Here is an 18,866-nt window from a genome sequence, read left to right on the forward strand (position 1 = left end):
CTACAGTGCAGCAGATAGCTGAGCAGCCCGTGTCACCTTCCAGCGGCATCTTTCCTTACACGCCTGATTTCCTGCGAGGGTGATGCGGATCGTGGTTTTCCGGTGCTTCTCCTCGAAGGCGCCCAGCACACTGGACTTGCCGGCCCTGTAGCAGCCGGTGAGGGCGATGATGCGGTTCCTCTTATCGAGGACCGCCTCATCAAGGTGCCGCACATATATCTTGTGCTAGCTGCTCTCAAATTCAGGGGCGAGGCTGCGCAGCTGGATCTGCGGCCATAGTCGCAGCCGCTCTACACGTTGATCCTAAACTCCACCACCTTCCGTATCCGAATAACATCTGCGCAGCAGTCGGAAAGTCCAGTGCCCACACAACCGCTACTCGCTGGGGAATGGTTACTGGGAACACAGCCAATGAGAACTGTCCGACTGACGGTCGGTGCTCGGTACCGGGGTTCGGCTGGGATTGCTTCGTGGAGTTAATGCGGAGGCTCTTCCTGAAGCACGAGGCCTTCGTCTCCCGGGAGGACTTTGCCCTGATCCCGCTCGGCACTGTCCTCCTCATTCAACGTAAACGCGTCGCCCGGCGAGCAGGGAGCAGTAGCCCCGATACTGTACGACTCGTCCGATGCATAGGTATCGAATTCGGCCCTGAGGACGGGACCGCCCTCGGCGAAGACAGTCGGGTGCGTTGTCGGATTTACCGTGCGTACGCTCATGCCAAGGGACTCCCAATACTCGGCGACGCGTTTGGCATCCCCAATATGGTCGGTTCCACGGGGGGCCCAGCGGTCATAGCTGTAACTGGCGGTGGCGTCCTCCCGTCCGTGGCTGCTTTCGGGGGTGCACTCCTGCGCCCCCGCTGACCCGTTGCGGGGCCACCACCCGGTGACGTCGAGCTGTTGGGCGGTATTGAACACGAGTTCGACCACGCGGTCCCGGCCTTCCCTGGCACTGACGGTCTTCTCCGGGGTGTTCTTCTCCGACATTGTCGTGATTGTCTCCTTCTCAGCGCATCCGGTCATTGCCATTCCCATTAGGAGCACAGCAGTCACGGCCGTGAACATCCTTATATGTGTCCTAAAGGCTGGCACTGTTCATTCCTTCCAGTAAGACCTTCTGCAGCTCAGTCGGCCCCAACGGAGCATACTCTTCTCCGGTTCTCCCATGATTGCCCAAGCTGTGTCTTTCAGGGATTCTGTTCTCTTGTCCAAGTATCCGGGCTGTCCAACGCACTTCTGGACCAAGGAGTTCTACGCATAGCGCTGCAGCACGAAGGTATTCATACTGTCCATCTCCGCTGCCACCGGCCAGCACGAGACGGTAAAGATCCTCCGTGCCCATAACAAGTGACGCAAGGTGCCGAAAAATAGTCGGCCTCTACTAACCAACGATTAGACCTACGTTTGGAAAATAAAAATGCCGCCCTCATTTTCGAGGGCGGCATTTCTATTGATTCAGGCGAAGAATCTACACATTAAACCTAAACTCGACCACATTCCGTAGCCGAATAACCCCTGGAAGCTGCTAGTCTAGTCCGGCGCCCGGGACCGGCCATCCTGCGTGCATAATCGTGCTCGCGCTCCGAGACGAGGACCAGCAGGTTCGGACCGGCACCATCCTGAGCGACCACCAGTCGGAACCCAACGCTGCTGCCGCCCGGATCGGCCGGCCATTGGACAGGTACGAGCAATGCGAGGCAAGGGAACCGCCCACCTTCGGCTTCAAGGCACCCGACACGTGCGCATCGGCTCGCAGCCGCATATCTAGGTCGGAAGGCGCGTCAGAATCGGCCAACTCCTAATTGCGTATATGGTTCGAGGGGACTTGACGCGGCGATCTGTTGTGACCATTCAACACCGCGGAATTCCGAAGGCGTTTCGACGTCGAACGAAACTGGAGACTGAATCGTAATGAACTTTTTCAAAGCACGGGTTCGGCTTTGGCCTCTCCTGCTGATCACCTTCTTGGTTCTCGCGGGAACGGGCGCCGCTTTCGCATTCGGTGGACTCAACGCTCTCGCTCTCAAGTCGCTGTTCACCAGCAGTTCGAGCGAACGCGATTCGCAGGTGGTTCAGTCCGTCACGGCCATGCAAGAGGTCACCTTGCTGAGCCTTTACATCGAGGGTGTCGCGAGAGAGGATAGCAACCGCGAGATACTCGGCGGGGCCATACCCGCCGGCGAGAAAACGACGTTGATCCAGTACAAGTTCGACGCAAAACTAGGCATCGATGGGTCACAGGTGAAGATCGAACCCACCGGCCCAGGGTCGTATCGCGTGACTATCCCTCAATTCATCGGCATCGGCTTCGACGAGCCCGAGTTCGAGGACGCCCTCGAGAGCAACAACGCGCTTGGCTGGCTGGCACCGCCAGCCGTTCAAACCCGCATGATCAACAACATTCTCAGCGACGAGAACAAGCAGGAGTACATCAGCCAAAACGAAGCAGCATTGAAAGAGCAGGCCAAGGTGTTCTACTCCGGAATCATCGCAAGCATCGATCCCGAGATCACCGTCGCCTTTGAGTTCGCAGGGTAGATGCCCGCAGCACCGCATCCTTTTTTAAACTAGGTTTTTCGGGCGCCTACGGGGCGAGAAATCCTGGTTGGTGGTGTAAGCATCGCCGGCAAGCCGTCGAACGTAACCGACTTGCAACCAGGAATTGCCTGTGTTCCCTGTCCATTCTCCGACCTTCGTCCGGCCGAACGCGACGGAAACGTCATGTCAGTTATCTGGTTCAAGAACGGCAAACCCCGCATCGAATACCTCTTTTCCGTCCCGCCAAGTGGCCGCTGAAGTCCACCAGTGTGCCGTCGGGCCCCTGCAAGGCGTACGCGTCAGGCGGGCATCACCACCAAGTTTTACCAGCGTGGGATTCAGTCACTGATTCTTTGGAACGAACAATTTGTAGCAGTGAATCCAGCTGCAGTTGCGGGTATTTGTATCTCAAAACGAGGCGCAATTGAGATGAAATTATTCTCGATTATGTTCCCTTGAGCGTCTGAAATTTCCCAGTAGCAGTCCTCAACTTGGGTCCCGAAGGACTGCCATGTCCCTGGATGAATTTCTGTACCTACCAAGTAGCTTCCTGCACCCACAAAATCTCCGCTCTTCGTTCTCGTTGCCTCGCCCTGATAACCCGAAGCTATCGCTTTTTCTATTGCTTTCCGTTGGGGGTGGTCCGGACACAGCATCAGCGCACCCTCCAATAACCTGGCGCGCTCAAAACCAGCGAGGAAGGTTTCCGATGTTTCAGCACACGCGTTGTAGAGCTGAGTCGCTTTTTCTGGACTCGGGTCCTCGGGGAATGCGAGTTCGACGGCGGTTGCTGTCGCGGCTGGGAGGATTTCTCCTTGCATGGTTACATAACACTCCGCCATTCGGTTGGCCCACACTTCCTGCACGGTACTGAGCTTCACCCGGCCGGATGGGGGCGTATGACAGTCAAATTCGAAGGTTGCCGGCTGCGATTGTGGTTCGGCGTTTGGCGTCGAGGGGATTGCGCTAGGCGTAGCTGATTTGCCGGCGGTGGGTTCTACTGCTTCGGGTGACGCCGTTTCCGTTTCTCCGGGGAAGAGCTCACCGCAAATATCGATCAGCTCTTGCGCGGGCCGCTTGACTGCGGCTTCGTCCAGATGCCAAGTACCGTTGGTGTCCCACGCCTCCACGAAATCATTCAGCGGGCGTCGCAGCTCCCTGGTTGGGGCCGCAAGCTCCTCTTCTGCAGTAGCAGCCACGTCCCCCAAGCGCTCGGAAAGGGCCTTGGCCTCGCCCGCAGTCGTCTCATCAAGGATGTCAACATCCCTCAGGAACACGAGGGTCGTGTTGACTGGATTACCCTTGTCCTCATTGAAGAGCGCCCGGCAGGTGTTGTGAGGGGTTACCAGCTCACCTCCGCCAGAACCAGAATCGGCATCGCCGCTATTACACCCTGTCAGGAAGATCGCGGAAATAAGCAGAGATGGATAGAGCCTGTTCATGATTCCCCAAACTGAATGAGCACGGACCCCTCTCTGGGCCCGGCATTTCCTTTGATAATAGTCGCTGCACTCACGAGGGGGCACCTGAATTATTGCCATGCCCCTTCAACGAATGGTGATAGCGTGTCGGCCACGATGGTTAGCAACTTCAGGTTCCCATCAGCGGCTGAGGCCCGATTTCTATGAGGTCACCATTGAAAGGCACCAATATTTATCCGCCTGAGCCACAGCTCTCCAAGCGCATTTAGAGCGTCTGGCACTCGTGGGCGGCGTCCGGTGGGCGCCGCTGGCCCAGGACAGGGAATTGTCGCTGAGGCGGCGGGTTCCCGTGGCCAGAATCGCTCCTAGGCGCTGCGCCCATACCCGCACATCTTCAGCAATGGTGATAGTTTCCGTGAATCCCAATCAGCCCAAAGGTAAGAATTTGACGCGATGGGACATTTCTGCCGGTCAGAATCACCAGGCTACCGAGCAGGGTCACGACGGTACTGCCAGTAGCCTAAGTCTCACGAACAAATTATTGGGAGACGATATGACCAGATCACCGGACTGCAAGCCTTGGTGCGATAACCACCTAACCAAATTCGAAAACTCCTGCAATACCATGATCGTTATTTACGACGACGGCAGGCAAGCGGAAGCTCCGCCCACGCCTGGAACCATGGCAGCTTTATTTCGGGCCGGATTGCCAAAGGCCATTTCGTGGGTCGCTTTCGTGGCTTCCCAGGACGAAGAAGACGAGAAGCCCATAATGGACCTCCAGTTCTTCGAGGCGGGGGATGGTGCGGAACAGATTTCGAACTTGCACGTGGATTTGGACGGCCTGAGAACTCTCCACTCCAGCCTCGCCGACATACTAAGAGAATTTTCGTAGTCCTTGTGAGTTCCGGCCGAGAGCTCCCTCCCTACTCGCCCCCGTGGACGAGCCACTCTAAGGGCACACCTAGATTCGACTTTTCGAAATTCGAAGCCGCCAACTTTGCATCCATTCCGTCAGCCCGCCGAACTTCAAACCTTCAGAAGATGTCTCAGGGTTTCCGAATCGCGATCTATACGAAGCGTCCTTAGAGATTGAACCTAAACGGTCCAACACCGAACAAACCGCTTGGCCTGCCAAGAACACGGCCACAGAGAACTAGATCCTTCCTAAGAGCTCCGACAATTTGAGGAATGCCAGACTTGATTTCTGGAGGTGAGGAGACATGTGAACCATAGGGCTGTCTCAGCTTCAGCACCATGTGCCGACGAGGGAATGGTGGACGCGCGGACTTGAGCCACACAGAGCGGAGTAGGTGGGTGGACTCGCCTGCAGGAAGAGCCAAGCTCCCGGGCAGGGAAAGGACGGCACTGCCAGTAGCCTAAGTCTCAAGAACAAGCGGCCGGAGAAGGTTCCTCCCGCTCCTGGCACCAAGGCGGCTCTTGTACAGGACGGATTGCCATGGGAAATCTCGTGGGTCGCCTTCGAGGCCTCCCAGGACGAAGAAGACGAGAAGCCCCTAATAGGCCTCCAGTTCTTCGAAGCGGGGGATAACCCAGTGGAGAGTGCAAACCTGTACATGGACTTGGATGAATTGAGAGCTTTCCATTCCAGCCTCACCGCCATACTCAAAGATCTCTCGTAGCCGGACCGAGCTCCGGTGAGGAGCCACCACGTTCTTGACCGTAATGGGATGGACGACCCCAGGGATCATCTGACGGACGCGACGTCGATTCGAATTTCGCGCGGCACTTATCGATGAGATCGATATTGGCTGGTAGGGCTCGTGTCGTCGTCGAAGAGTACCTTGACGACGAAAAGAAAGGCCCGGGATGCCAGTGCATTCCGGGCCTTTCTCACAAACCTAAGCCAAAGCGTTCTTAGACATAAAACCTAAATTCCACCACGTTCCGTAGCCGAATAACCTCTGCGACCGAGGGGACCCTCTCTCGGTGCTTCGCCACCCTTCCGAGTCTCGCCGAGAACGGCTGGCTTCACCCGAGCCAAACTGTGAAGCGTGGCAAACGATTGGGGAATGCCTCGATTGCAGACGTGTCCTTCTCTTAAGGAGTCGTCTGCGAATGGGCCTCTACCACCTGCGTCCGTCGTTCGGACGATCGTCTTCAGCCTCGCGCTGGATATCCCTCTCAGCCGACTTCGCGATGTCAGTGTAAAACTGTCTCACGATGGATCCCGCCGGCAAATCGGTCGCGACAGCTCGAGACCTGTCTCGCTGTTCAACCGTCTCGGGAAACGGCTCGCCGGGGGTGCCACTCCGAACTCCGGAGATGGTGGCGGACCACAGGGCCCCCGCCATCTCTCGGCGCACATCCTCCCCAAGCTGGTCCGCCGCGCTCAACGCAACGCGCACGAAGTCGGGCTCATCCCAGATAAAGGTTCGGGGAGACTCCTGGAGGACCGCTGCCACAGCACGAACCGAGTTCTCGGTGCCCGCGAACAAAGCCTCCCTCAGGAGATCAAGCACCTGATTGTCGTATTTGGCCGCCACCGCCCCAAAGAGATCGGCGCCCAACTTGCGACGTAGCCACGAGTCGAGTTTGTCCGCGATCCACGCAAGGATGCCGCTCAGGCTGGCCAGGAAGGAGGGCGTGTTCCGAATCCTCAAGGCGTAGTCCCACGTATACGGGAGCGCCTTGTATCCGCGGATTGAGTCGAGACCCTCGGCGAACTCAATCCGGTCCTGGAGAAGCCGAATGACCCACTCCGGATGCGACTCAGACCGATCAGCGAGCGCCCGTGCCACGGAGTACTCGCCAATGCTGGACAGCGTGACGAGGTCTCGGCGAATCATGTCCAGTTCGGGTTCGGAAAAATCATCCCAGGAGATGCCGGCGTCAAGGCGGAACGTCATGAAGTAGGCGTCAGCTAGGTTTCGGTCGTCACCAAATCGGAGGCGCGCGAGTAAACGGATCGCTTCAGCCTTTTGCGTTCTCGCCAGCAGTTGAGCGGCCCGGGCCATATTCCGTCTTATGATCGCGTCGCTATCCGTAGCCAACTCCAATAGGAGTTCAAGCTCTCCGGGATATAGTTCGCGAAAACCACGGCTCCAACTGATCGACTGGGTAACGGACCGTCGGCGTTCCAATGGCTGGTTTGTGAGCAGATCGCGGATCTCAACCAACGCAGCTGGAGGATCCTGCGTGGCGAACGTGCTGAGGATGACCGGGAGTATCGGATCGAGAACAGCAGATTCAGAAGCTTCCCTCAGTTTGCTCAGTAACGCGCGCGCAAGAGTCGGGCGAACGTTAAGCAGGCTCGCCACCAGGGGCTCTGGAGCCCCATCCGTTGAACCAAAGACTTCCCTGTCTGCGCGGAGGCGCACGAGCAGCAGATCAGCTACCTCATCATCGGTTTTCGACTTCAGAGCCTTAGCCACACGACCTATGAGTTCCAAGCGTTTGGCTTCCATCGCCTCAAAATTGTCGCCCTGGTCCCGAAGTAGGTTCCCCCAACCGTCATGCACCGCTAGCCCAAGCAAAGCCTCGACATCATCTGGAATCGACTCGATAGCTCGCTGCGCAGCCGCTTGAGTTGGACCGGACCCGTAATTGTCGTGCCAGAACAGAGCATCACGGATTGCCACGAGAACAGCAGCGTCCAGGCCGCCGGCTGCAGCCCTGATACCGAGACCATTTATGGTCTCGAGAATGCCAGGAGTCCACCCGGCTCGTTCAGCGTCCGATACCACGCGGCCAAAGTTCCCCATAGGGAGCTGCACAGCGGACTTCATAACCTTCGCCGCCGCTCCCGAGCGACGCAGATCAGCTGAATCAAGTTCCCTAAAAGCCAGAGCAATGACCCGATGCCGGACCCTCATGATGCTCTGGGGATCTAGTGCGAAAGGTTGGAAGGTGATCGAGTGACCGCGGAAGAAAGATTCATTTCCTTCCGTCGCGAGCATAGGCTGCAGAACCTCAAACGGTGACAGCTGCTGCCCGTCACGGAACCACGTTGAGGCGGTGTCGACGATCATGACGTTGAACCAAGTAGGTTTTTCTACACCAAACTCAGCTAGGTCGCACAAGGTTCGGATCGGATGACCCGGATATTGGTTTGTGGGGCGTTGATCGTCCTGAGCCAGCTCCCACAACTGCGCAAGCGCTTCCGGAAGGGTCTCTTCGGTCATTGCTGCAAGCTTGATCGGTTCCGTCAACGCGTCAAGGACACTCTTGTAATCCAAAGTGAAGAAGCTCCCCCACGCCGCGTCGTCATCAACAAGACGATCCGTAGGGTGGTCGATCAGCCATCGGGTCATATCCAGCGTCCGGGCGGACTGGAAGTATGCGACTTTGGCCAACGTCTCAATGAGAATCTTGCGACCGACTACATCGGCAGATTCGACGCGGTCACGGAAAGCGCTCCAAAGGGAGTCGACGAGGTTCGGCACACCCTCCCGGCGTTTACGAACCTGCCAGTCAACTCGGCTCACATTGACGAAGAGGTGTTCCACACTGTCGCCCGTCGTGATCGGTTCGATGCGTGAAAGGTAGCCTGTGCCGAGGGGGTTGCTGTCGTCGAACGCAGCTTCTGTCAGGATAACGTCGCCTAAGAGATCGGGGACGATCCGCAGAGCCTGACCGCGCCGCCGCAAGATACCGGCGTTCTCCAAGCTTCGCAAATGCTTGTTCAACTCATCGTATGGTTTGGCAACGATTGCGCTCAGTGATGCGCGTGCAGCATCATCACCCGTGCGAAATGGCTGTAGGGCAGCGACTGCGTCCAACACGGCACTTCGAGTCGGAGGGTCGAACGACAGCGGATCATTGACAAGCGCGTCGCGGAACCCACGCATGATGTGCACTCTGACATTTTCGTCCTGTTCCAGCGCCGACGGCGTAAGCTTGCCCTGCCTGATCAGGACGCCACCGACGACGGTTACCAACGGTGAATCCATGGTGAGCCTAGCGAGCCAGTGCACAACGGCTAACGAGGCTGCGCCGCCCAGTGCTTCACGTGCCAGAATCACGCTCTCCTCGAACTCAAGGTCCCCGATCACGACCTCGGTTTCTTGCATGGGAAGCAGCCCGCGGCGAGCCATGTCCTCTTTGAGCATCGGCAGACCATAGGGTCGAGTGGCGAGAATGAGCTTCGCAGTCGGATTGCGGCGCCATATGCCAGCAACCACATGGGTAACCTGCGTGAACTCGTGTGCATCATCGATGATGACGGTGAGGTCAGGGTCATCGGGCAAAGACTCGAAGGCCGCCACTGTTACTGACTCGCTACCTGGCAATATCCGGATGGGAGTATCTGCTGGCGAGGCTTCAACGAAAGCCTTGAGTAGTCTTGTCTTGCCAACGCCCCCGGCACCCACCAAAAACGCGACGGCACCGCCGCGGTGTTGAGCCATATCGAGCAGCTGGTCAAGTTGCAACCGCCGCCCGACCAAGGTCCACTCGTGGTTAAACAACGTACTGGGACCAAGGTCGAAGTGTTCTTCAGACAAGAGCCAGGGACCAGGTGCTGGAATGCCGAGAAATGACTCCCTGTGCCCCGGAAAATAGGTGTCGACGATCCGCAAGGCTCGCTCGCGCGGGAGGCGCCGGATATGGCGAGAGATATCGTTACCGTCCCACAGCTCCCAGGCCGCATGTATAGCGGCCTCATTACGCGCGGCAGGGGTGGCCACCGGACGGGAAAGGAACAAATAGTTCTTAGGCGCAACGATTGAGACCTCGTTGATGGCCTTTTCAACAGCGGCGCGGCCAAACTCTCGGTGGCGCTTGCACTGACCCGTGGCCAGGTTCCCGCTGTCAGCGGTAACAAGTATGTCGATTCCGTACTGTTTATGTCCGCGGCTACCGTAACGGCTGGCATGACCGTTTGGGTGCAACGTTTCCATTACCTCGGTCAGGAGGTCCTCAAACCGCTCCTCAGTCAGCTCCTCGACGGGCAGGGTGGGAGTGAGCGGTCGAACCGGGAGCGGAATGGGCTGCGCTGGAACGGTATATCCACCGGTCTCAAGGAGAGTCTCCAACTCGATTTCCAAGACGGCGGCGACTTCATCCAACATTGCGCGCCTCGGGCGGGAGCGACCGTTTTCCCACCCACTAACTGCTTGCTGACGAACTCCCACCTTGTCCGCCAGCGTTGCCTGCTCCAGACCTAGCACCTCACGTCGTCCACGAATTAGTCGGCCAAGGTCGTTCACGCGCCGATTCTAGGCATCAATCGTGGGCCGTGCAAGTTGCTCACGCATTCCTATGCGTGCGAGAATTCACCGGCGCGCCGGCGCGGGAACTTGCAAGGTATTACACACAAACATTAGCGTCCACGGGCCCCTTCAGGCGCGGAGAATAAGTTACTGCTATGAATACATCGACGATAGGACGAACTCAGTGACACGGGCGGACAGAGGACTCCTTGCCCAAATCGAGAATGGGGCCCTCGATAGCTCAAGCAGTCTTGCTGACACCCTGCGCAAGTGCGTCGCACTTGGAGGTCTGGCAGGTTCTGAAGAACTGCGCGATTGGGCGCGCAGGGAGCTCGAGGGCTACAGGGTTGAAGACGAGTTGCCCTACTACCGCACATTGCCGGGCACAGTGAAAATCGATGGGGTCACTTTCAACGCAGTCATCACCGGCCAACAACTTTCGAGCTACGAGATCCCCGAATTTGCGCGGGAAGAGATTACTGCTGGCGTAAAAATGACGCAGGGGATTGCGGAGCTGGAGTTGATCGAAAGATCCGGTTCCGAGGTGAAGCTCCAGCACCCGCATATGCAGAACCTCGTTGCCTACATGAACAGCCAACGGGCCGAACGCGACGGCACCATTACAACTATGTACTGGGTTGTTGGACGTGCGTCAGTTCTAGGGGCCATCGACGCGGTACGCACCAATCTGGTCGCCCTAGTTGCAGAGATGCGAGCCATGAGTGTGGGCACCGGAGCGATACCAACCACCGAAATTGCAGAACGTGCAGTACAGGTCGTCATATACGGTGCGAAGAGGAGCCCAATTACCGTCAACAGTGCGCTAGCGACTGGCAGCAGTTCAGCTAGTGTTGACGCAGGAGCGGCCCCTTCGGCCCCTGCCTCCAGAATCCCAGGTTGGGTTCGGGGTCCCTGGGGATTCACGGTAGGGCTGGCAACCATGATCGGCGCCTACGCCGGCATCGCTGCAGGGATGGGCTGGCCCCCTTTTTGAAGTACTTGTCCCGTGCGGGCCATGGGGGCACGCTATCGACGGGGTTGGCGAGCAGGCAACCGACATCATGGGAACCCCCCATGATCCTCCTCCGCTTTCCACGCCTGGAGGAGTCTGATGCCATCCTCAGCGGCTGGATCGCGGCGGGCTGCTCCAGTAACCGAATAAGGGCAACGCGTGCTCATCCCCTGCAGCCGTTTCTTCATCTATAACGCGTCTATCACTCACAGTGACATCATTCCCGTTGGTTATGCCTTGCCCTCCGTCCAGCTGATGGTAACCGTTGTGGACGCAGGAGACTCTCTACCGGTTCCGGACAAGGAAAAGGGCTGATCCGGCGAACATTCGTTACCGGACCAACCCTTAACCCCATGCACAATTAGACGTTGAAGCGGAACTCCACCACGTTCCGTAGCCAATCAACCTCTTACATTCGCAGTCAGATTACCTTCGAGGTAGGGGAAGCCGAGCGTTACGTCCCGGTTGATCTGAGGAATGTCTCCAGCGGCGGCAGCATGGGCCGCTGACGGAACCCCGCTCCCGCGCCGGAGGTCCTGCCGCCGGCGCGCGGCACCGGACCCTGCCAGCGGCGCCGCCGTCCTTCGCCACCTGGGCGCTTCTTGGTATCAGCGACTGGTTTGGAGTGCCTCAGTGTAGAGTTTCGGGTCGTTCCTGGTTTCAGCTGAGATGACAAGATGACTGCCGTTGAGACGCTGCGCAAAGTACCCCAAATAGGGCAGTACGATGATCGTCGTGAGCCCGTCTTGCCATGCCTTAACCAGCGCCGGAAGGCTATCTTGTTCGGACCAGGAAGGAAAGTTCGGCGTTGTCTGTTTATCCCACGTATTGAAGGCCACCAGATCTACCCCATCCTCGCCGTATTCGACGGGCCAGAACGGTGGCACAATCGGGTGGAGTTCCTGTCCAGGGCTCGAGAGTTTTTGCATCTCTTCCTGTGAGATCGGTTCGTTTTGAACTGTGCTTACGTTGAACCAGTCCCAGCTGCGGTCCCATTGCTGCTTCCAGCGTTCATCCCATACCTCACGGCTTGCTGACGCCGGGATCTTCGATGCACCCGTCGCAGGCACAGGGCTGAGTTCCGGAATTTCGATGTCCTGGGCGATCATCCATGCCTGTCGGATAAAGAGAAGCATCTTCAGGTTCTGCGCGTGGTCATCAATCCGGATGGTCATTTCCTTTGGCCAAACAGCCCGCCGTCTAAGCCCCAATCCCCACATAGTGACTCCTTGATTTGTCGGCCGGACGGAGAACAGCCGTTGGTGCCAAGCATCGCATTCGACCTGCCTTCAGTAAATGGTTCGCTCAAAGCTACAGGCCCCGATCGGAAATGTCCGCTGGGATCGGGGCCTCCTGAGGCGAACTAAGTCGTGACCCGTGTCGGCTATTCCTCTTCAAAGGCTCGCGGGCGGTACCGCACGAGATCCGCGAAGGCTGGTGACGATACAACCCTCGATCCGTAAACAAGAAATGCCGCCCTCAATGTTTCCGGTGAGGGCGGCATTTCTATTGAATCAGACGAAGAATCTATACATTAAACCTAAACTCGACCACGTCGCCGTCGACCATAACGTAGTCCTTGCCTTCGATGCGGACCTTGCCGCGGGACTTGGCCTCGGCCATGGAGCCGGCGTCGACCAGATCGTCGAAAGACACAACTTCGGCCTTGATGAAGCCGCGCTGGAAATCGGAGTGGATGACGCCGGCAGCCTGGGGTGCGGTGTCGCCCTTGCGAATGGTCCAGGCACGGGTTTCCTTCGGGCCGGCAGTCAGGTACGTCTGCAGGCCGAGGGTGTGGAAGCCGACGCGGGCCAGCTGGTCCAGACCGGATTCTTCCTGGCCGTTCATTTCCAGCATTTCGCGGGCTTCCTCTTCGTCCAGCTCCACCAGGTCGGCTTCGAGCTTGGCGTCGAGGAAGATCGCGTCCGCCGGTGCCACCAGTTCGCGCAGTTCGGCCTGGCGGTCCGGGTTGCCCAGCACGGCGTCGTCCACGTTGAACACGTAGATGAACGGCTTGGCGGTGAGCAGGCTCAGCTCGCGCAGGTGCTCCATGTCCAGCTTGTCGCTGGCCACGGAGGAGAAGATCGTGTCGCCGCGTTCCAGGACGGTGCGGGCAGCCTCCATGGCAGCCAGCTGCGCGGCGTCGCGCTTCTTGATCTTGACTTCCTTCTCCACCCGCGGGATCGCCTTTTCCAGCGTCTGCAGGTCAGCCAGGATCAGCTCGGTGTTGATGGTTTCCATGTCCGAACGCGGGTCCACCTTGCCGTCCACGTGGATGACATCGGGGTCATCGAACACGCGGATAACCTGGGCAATGGCTTCGGCTTCGCGGATGTTGGCGAGGAACTGGTTGCCCAGCCCTTCACCCTCGGAAGCGCCCTTGACGATCCCGGCAATGTCCACGAAGGACACCGTGGCCGGAAGGATGCGCGCCGAACCGTGGATTTCGGCCAGCTTGGCCAGCCGCGGGTCGGGAAGGGACACGACGCCGACGTTCGGTTCGATGGTGGCGAACGGATAGTTCGCCGCCAGCACGTTGTTGCGGGTCAGCGCATTGAACAGGGTTGATTTGCCGACGTTGGGCAGGCCGACGATGCCAATAGTAAGAGCCACGTTAGTAAATGATACCGGGCGCTAGGACTCGTTGGCACGACGGCGGCCGCCCAGGCCGTGCGAGGAGTCCCCCATGGCCTTCAGGGTGGCGCGGATTTCCTTGGGCAGGGAGAAGATGATGTCCTCTTCGGCCGTCACTACTTCTTCGACGTCGCCGTAGCCGTACTGGGACAGCAGATGCAGCACGTCTTGGACCAGGTTTTCGGGAACGGAGGCACCGGACGTGACGCCGACCGTGGCCACGCCCTCGAACCAGCTTTCGTCCACCTCGTTGGCAAAGTCCACGCGGTAGGAGGCCTTGGCGCCGTACTCCAGCGCCACCTCCACCAGCCGGACGGAATTGGAGGAGTTGGCCGAACCCACCACCAGCACCAGGTCCGCTTCCGGAGCGATCTTCTTGATCGCCGCCTGGCGGTTGGAGGTTGCGTAGCAAATGTCGTCGCTGGGCGGGTCCTGCAGGGAGGGGAAACGTTCGCGCAGCAGGTTGACGGTGTGCATGGCTTCATCCACGCTCAGTGTGGTCTGGGAGAGCCAGATGACCTTGTCCGGGTCCCGGACGGTGACCTTGTCCACGTCTTCGGGACCGTTGACGATCTGCATGTGCTCCGGCGCTTCGCCGTAGGTGCCCTCGACCTCTTCGTGGCCTTCGTGTCCGATCAGCAGGATGTCGAAGTCGTCGCGGGCGAACCGGACGGCTTCGCGGTGCACCTTGGTGACCAGCGGGCAGGTGGCATCGATGGTCTGCAGGTTCCGGTCCTTGGCGGACTGGACGACGGCGGGTGAGACGCCGTGCGCGGAGAAGATCAGCCGCGCGCCCTCGGGGACCTCATCGGTCTCATCCACGAAGATCGCGCCCTTTTCCTCCAAGGTGGTGACCACGTGGAGGTTGTGGACAATCTGCTTGCGGACGTACACCGGCGGCCCGTAGGCTTCCAGCGCCTTTTCGACGGCAATGACCGCCCGGTCCACTCCGGCGCAGTAGCCGCGCGGTGCCGCAAGCAGCACGCGCCGCGGACCGAAAACGGGAGCGGCAGCTGCCACTTCCTCGGGGGTGCGGCGCCGCCGGGGCACGGTGGGCATAGGCACGGAGATAACTGTGCTGGTCATGCACCTATGCTATCGGCTGGGGCCTGCGATCCCGTCCCCGTGGACGGTGGGTACGCTCACAGCAGACCTACCGCCGGGAACCCGCCAGGACCCGCGCCAGCATCCCGGCCACGAACGCGGCGGCCCCGGCCAGCATCAGGCCGATGGTCCAGGTCCGCAGGCTTGCCGCAGCCTCTCCGGCAAAGGCCTCGGCGAACGCGGACGCCACGGGACTGCTGAACTGCTGGGCGGAGACCTGGCCCGGCAGCATCCCCGCTCCCAGCCACAGCACTCCCCCGGCGAGCGCCACGCCCAGGCCGATCAGCGCAAAGGTGGTGGTCCGGCGTCGTGCGGCGAGCAGTGCCAGGAGACCGGCGACGGCGGCCGCGAGCGCCAGCACGGGCCAGGCCTCGCCCGCCCGCTCGGCGTTTCGCAGAAGCTCCGCGTGCCCGGCTCCGCCGATTTCCACGGGTACCTGCTCCACGGCCGGCACGTCCACCGATAGTTCGTTCCCCACACTGCCCGTGACGAGCGCGACCAGGGGTGCGACGTCGAGCGTCAGCGCCGCTCCCGTCCCCTCCGCGGCGTCCCCGAAGGTAAGCGCATGCGAGCGCCGCAGCGTTTCACTCCACGCCTCGGGGTATTCCGGCAGTGTCTGGACCTGTTCCACGGCCGAGGTGATCAGCGGCTCCACCACTGACGCCAGCGGAGCAGGCACGTCCACCGCCCCGACGGCCTCCGCGGACAGGGCCGTGGCAAGTTCCTGCTGGAAGGTCTCGTCCCGGGCCAGCGGTTCGCCGAGGGCGGCAAAGCCGTTTTCCGAGACCACGTTCGTGTTCAGCCACGCCCCGCAGAAGGCCGCCGCGGTAAGCAGGACGGCGAGCAGGCCGAAGACGGCCGAGACGAATGTGCGCATAAAGAAGGTCCTTGTCCGATGGGATCCGCAGGCGTTGAGGACGGCCTGCGGAACCGGACCGGGGGAAGCACCTGATAGACATTAAGCCTGGGCCGGTTCCTCCGCCGGCCCGAGAGCCAGTTCCAATCCACCGCGGGAGCATCTTCATGCAAGACGACAGCGGACCGTTGAGTCCCGAGAATACCCCGGAGCAGTCCACCCTGCCCGCCACTGCCGCGCAGACGACCCCGGAGAATCCCTGGCCGCTGGCGCTGCTTTCAAAGAACCTCAAGAGCTACATTGACCGTGCCCCCGCCACCTGGGTGGAGGGCCAGGTGATCGAGCTGAACCGCCGGGCCAATGCTTCCTACATCACCCTGCGCGACGTCGACGCCGAGGTCTCGCTGTCCCTGACGGCGTGGAGCGCGGTCATGAACCGGCTGGAGCTGCCGCTGGAGCGGGGTGCGCGGGTGGTGGCCCTGGTGAAGCCGGACTTCTGGGTCAAGACCGGACGGCTGTCCATGCAGACCCGCGACATCCGCCCCGTGGGGCTGGGCGACCTCCTGGCACGGATTGAACGGCTGCGGCACGCCCTCGCCGCGGAAGGCCTCTTCCGGGAGGACCGCAAGCTGCCGCTGCCGCTGCTGCCGGGCCGGATCGGCCTGATCACCGGGCGGAACTCCGATGCCATGAAGGACGTGATGCGCAACGCCGCACTGCGCTGGCCCGCCGTCGAGTTCGAGGTCAGGGAGGTGGCGGTCCAGGGGGTTAACGCTGTGGCCGAAGTGAGCCGGGCACTGGCGGAACTCGACGCCATGCCCGAAGTGGATGTCATCATCATTGCCCGCGGCGGCGGCTCGCTGGAGGACCTGCTGGCCTTCAGCCATGAGGACCTGGTCCGGGCGGTATCGGCCGCATCCACCCCGGTGGTCAGCGCCATCGGGCACGAAGCGGACCGTCCCCTGCTCGACGACGTGGCCGACCTGCGCGCCTCCACGCCCACCGACGCCGCGAAGCGGGTGGTACCGGATGTCGGCGAGGAGCTGGCCCGGATCCGCCAGTCCCGTCAGCAGCTTCGCAGGGTCCTCAACACCCTGGTGGGCAGGGAAACGGACCGGCTGAACCACATCCGGTCGCGTCCCGCCCTGGCAGCGCCGCAGTCCATGGTGGAGCGGCGCCAGGAAGAGATCTCCCGCCTGCGCTCCCGGGCCATGTCCGCGATCACCGCGGAGGTCCGGCGGGACGCGGACCGGATCGGGCACCTGCGCGCCCAAGTCCGCGCGCTTTCCCCGCAGAACACCCTGGACCGCGGTTACGCGGTGGTCCAGTTGCAGGACGGCTCCGTGGTGCGCGACGCCGGCACGGTGCCGGCCGCCGCACAGCTGCGGATCCGCGTTGCCGTCGGTGAACTGACCGCCACCGAAGGCACCCGGTAGCCTGCCTCCCCGCTGCCCTGATCATCGAAAACATCACCGAAAACCGAAGAGGACAAGACATGAGTGAAACACCGGCAGTTCCCGCAGTACCCGCAGACATCGAGGCCATGAGCTACGAGCAGGCCCGCGACGAACTCCTCACCGTTGTAGGCCGGCTCGAAACCGGCGGCGCCAGCCTGGAGGAATCCCTGGCCCTGTGGGAGCGCGGCGAGCACCTGGCCAACCGCTGCGAATCCTGGCTCGAGGGCGCCCGCCAGCGCCTGGACGCCGCCCGCAGCTCAGCCACCGGCGAGTAGTCCAGTCAGGGCAGGGGACAGCCCGCCGCCCCTTAGACACCTCGCTCGTTCCTCGCTCGGCGATGCGGGGCTCACGGGCTGTCCCAGCCCTGACGGAGCGCCCGCTACGGCTTGTAGCTGGCCAGGAACTCGCCGAGCCGCGTCATGGCGTCTTCGATGTCCTCGACGTTGGGCAGGGTCACCATCCGGAAGTGGTCCGGCCGCACCCAGTTGAACGCAGTGCCGACGGACACCAGGATCTTCTGCTGCTTCAGCAGGTCCAGGGCGAACTGTTCGTCGTCCTTGATCGGATAGACCTCGGGGTCCAGGCGCGGGAACAGGTACAGGGCGCCCTGCGCCAGCTCGCACGTGACGCCGGGAATGTCGTTGAGCATCTGGTGCGCCTTGTCCCGCTGGGCACGCAGCCGTCCGCCGGGCAGGATCAGGTCATTGATGCTCTGGTACCCGCCGAGGGCGGTCTGGATGGCATGCTGGGCCGGCACATTCGCGCACAGCCGCATGTTTGCCAGGAGGTTGATGCCTTCGATGTAATCCGCTGCGTCCTGCTTCGGGCCGGAGATGGCCATCCAGCCGCTGCGGTAGCCGGCTATCCGGTAGGCCTTGGACAGGCCGCTGAACGTCAGGCACAGGACGTCGTCGCCGGTGATCGTGGCCGCGTTGACGTGCACGGCGTCGTCGTACAGGATCTTTTCGTAGATTTCGTCCGAGAAGATAATCAGGCCGTGCTTGCGGGCCAGGTCCACGATCGACTTCACCACATGCTCCGGGTACACGGCGCCTGTGGGGTTGTTCGGGTTGATCAGGACAATGCCCTTGGTCCGGTCGGTGATCTTGGAGGCAAGGTCCTCCACGTCCGGCCACCAGTGCTCGGATTCGTCGCACATGTAGTGCACTGCCGTGCCGCCGGCCAGCGAGACCGAAGCGGTCCACAGCGGATAGTCCGGGGCGGGGACGAGGATCTCGTCGCCGTTGTTCAGCAGCGCCTGCAGCGAGAGCGTGATCAGTTCGCTGACGCCGTTGCCCAGGTACACGTCGTCGACGTCGATGTTTTTGATGCCGCGGCCCTGGTAGTACTGCACCACGGCGGTGCGGGCGGAGAAGATGCCGCGGGAATCGCTGTAGCCCTGGGCCTTGGGCAGGTGCCGCATCATGTCGACCAGGATCGCTTCCGGCGCTTCGAAGCCGAACGGCGCGGGATTGCCGATGTTCAGCTTGAGGATCCGGTGGCCTGCTGCTTCCATCCGCTGCGCGTGTTCGAGCAACGGTCCACGGATGTCATACAGGACGTTGTGGAGTTTATGCGACTGCTTGAATTCTGCCATTTCTTTAGGATGCCACAGGCGGCGTTCCGGGCAGGGTATGTGTCACTGCCCGGAACGCCGCCCGTGTAACGCGGA

15 protein-coding genes are annotated in these 18,866 nt (G+C 60.7%); 6 read left to right on the forward strand and 9 right to left on the reverse strand.

The annotated features are described in order from the left end of the window. Positions 1–213 (reverse strand): YobI family P-loop NTPase, encoded by a 213-nt coding sequence (locus LOC56_RS16365; protein WP_442860038.1) that lies wholly within the window; start codon positions 211–213, stop codon positions 1–3. A gap of 263 nt (positions 214–476) precedes the next feature. Continuing rightward, positions 477–986, reverse strand: a complete 510-nt coding sequence (locus LOC56_RS01500) for a hypothetical protein (protein WP_229949844.1) — start codon at positions 984–986, stop codon at positions 477–479. Between the two features lie 924 nt (positions 987–1,910). On the opposite strand from LOC56_RS01500, the gene LOC56_RS01505 reads away from it, so the two are divergent. Beyond that, positions 1,911–2,537, forward strand: coding sequence for a hypothetical protein (locus LOC56_RS01505; protein ID WP_229949846.1), 627 nt, complete (start codon positions 1,911–1,913; stop codon positions 2,535–2,537). A gap of 338 nt (positions 2,538–2,875) precedes the next feature. Here the strand turns inward: LOC56_RS01505 and LOC56_RS01510 are convergent, their stop codons facing one another. After that, complete coding sequence (locus LOC56_RS01510) at positions 2,876–3,979, reverse strand: hypothetical protein (RefSeq protein ID WP_229949848.1); 1,104 nt, start codon at positions 3,977–3,979, stop codon at positions 2,876–2,878. Positions 3,980–4,511: 532 nt separating this feature from the next. Between LOC56_RS01510 and LOC56_RS01515 the strand changes: the two genes are divergently transcribed. Next, positions 4,512–4,853 carry a hypothetical protein gene (locus LOC56_RS01515; protein WP_229949850.1) on the forward strand — a complete coding sequence of 114 codons (342 nt, stop codon included), beginning with the start codon at positions 4,512–4,514 and terminating at the stop codon, positions 4,851–4,853. A 418-nt stretch (positions 4,854–5,271) separates the two neighbouring features. Continuing rightward, a complete protein-coding gene (locus LOC56_RS01520; RefSeq protein WP_229949852.1) occupies positions 5,272–5,601 on the forward strand; it encodes a hypothetical protein in 330 nt (109 codons plus the stop codon). Between the two features lie 444 nt (positions 5,602–6,045). On the opposite strand, the gene LOC56_RS01525 is transcribed toward LOC56_RS01520, so the two are convergent. Next, positions 6,046–10,128: a helix-turn-helix domain-containing protein gene (locus LOC56_RS01525; RefSeq protein WP_229949854.1), complete on the reverse strand. Its 4,083-nt coding sequence runs from the start codon at positions 10,126–10,128 to the stop codon at positions 6,046–6,048. 187 nt (positions 10,129–10,315) lie between these two features. Between LOC56_RS01525 and LOC56_RS01530 the strand changes: the two genes are divergently transcribed. Beyond that, positions 10,316–11,125 (forward strand): AbiTii domain-containing protein, encoded by an 810-nt coding sequence (locus LOC56_RS01530; protein WP_229949856.1) that lies wholly within the window; start codon positions 10,316–10,318, stop codon positions 11,123–11,125. Between the two features lie 626 nt (positions 11,126–11,751). Here LOC56_RS01530 and LOC56_RS01535 read toward each other — a convergent pair. The 4 genes from LOC56_RS01535 to LOC56_RS01550 all read right to left on the reverse strand — a co-directional run bounded on the left by LOC56_RS01535 (position 11,752) and on the right by LOC56_RS01550 (position 15,758). Then, positions 11,752–12,318, reverse strand: a complete 567-nt coding sequence (locus LOC56_RS01535) for a hypothetical protein (RefSeq protein ID WP_229949858.1) — start codon at positions 12,316–12,318, stop codon at positions 11,752–11,754. 352 nt (positions 12,319–12,670) lie between these two features. Next, positions 12,671–13,756, reverse strand: coding sequence for a redox-regulated ATPase YchF (ychF, locus tag LOC56_RS01540; RefSeq protein ID WP_229949860.1), 1,086 nt, complete (start codon positions 13,754–13,756; stop codon positions 12,671–12,673). A gap of 21 nt (positions 13,757–13,777) precedes the next feature. After that, complete coding sequence (locus tag LOC56_RS01545) at positions 13,778–14,863, reverse strand: 4-hydroxy-3-methylbut-2-enyl diphosphate reductase (RefSeq protein WP_229949862.1); 1,086 nt, start codon at positions 14,861–14,863, stop codon at positions 13,778–13,780. A 67-nt stretch (positions 14,864–14,930) separates the two neighbouring features. Beyond that, positions 14,931–15,758 carry a hypothetical protein gene (locus tag LOC56_RS01550; RefSeq protein ID WP_229949864.1) on the reverse strand — a complete coding sequence of 276 codons (828 nt, stop codon included), beginning with the start codon at positions 15,756–15,758 and terminating at the stop codon, positions 14,931–14,933. 146 nt (positions 15,759–15,904) lie between these two features. Here LOC56_RS01550 and xseA point away from each other — a divergent pair, with 146 nt between their 5' ends. Together xseA and LOC56_RS01560 are read left to right on the forward strand one after the other, a co-directional pair. Further along, positions 15,905–17,173 (forward strand): exodeoxyribonuclease VII large subunit, encoded by a 1,269-nt coding sequence (gene xseA, locus LOC56_RS01555; RefSeq protein WP_229949866.1) that lies wholly within the window; start codon positions 15,905–15,907, stop codon positions 17,171–17,173. Between the two features lie 59 nt (positions 17,174–17,232). Further along, positions 17,233–17,469: an exodeoxyribonuclease VII small subunit gene (locus LOC56_RS01560; RefSeq protein ID WP_229949868.1), complete on the forward strand. Its 237-nt coding sequence runs from the start codon at positions 17,233–17,235 to the stop codon at positions 17,467–17,469. A 104-nt stretch (positions 17,470–17,573) separates the two neighbouring features. On the opposite strand, the gene LOC56_RS01565 is transcribed toward LOC56_RS01560, so the two are convergent. Further along, on the reverse strand, positions 17,574–18,791 hold the full coding sequence (locus LOC56_RS01565) for a pyridoxal phosphate-dependent aminotransferase (protein ID WP_229949869.1): 1,218 nt from the start codon (positions 18,789–18,791) through the stop codon (positions 17,574–17,576). Positions 18,792–18,866 lie beyond the last annotated feature (75 nt).

The sequence above is a fragment of the Arthrobacter sp. zg-Y179 genome, from assembly GCF_020907345.1.
Classification (GTDB): domain Bacteria; phylum Actinomycetota; class Actinomycetes; order Actinomycetales; family Micrococcaceae; genus Arthrobacter_B; species Arthrobacter_B jinronghuae.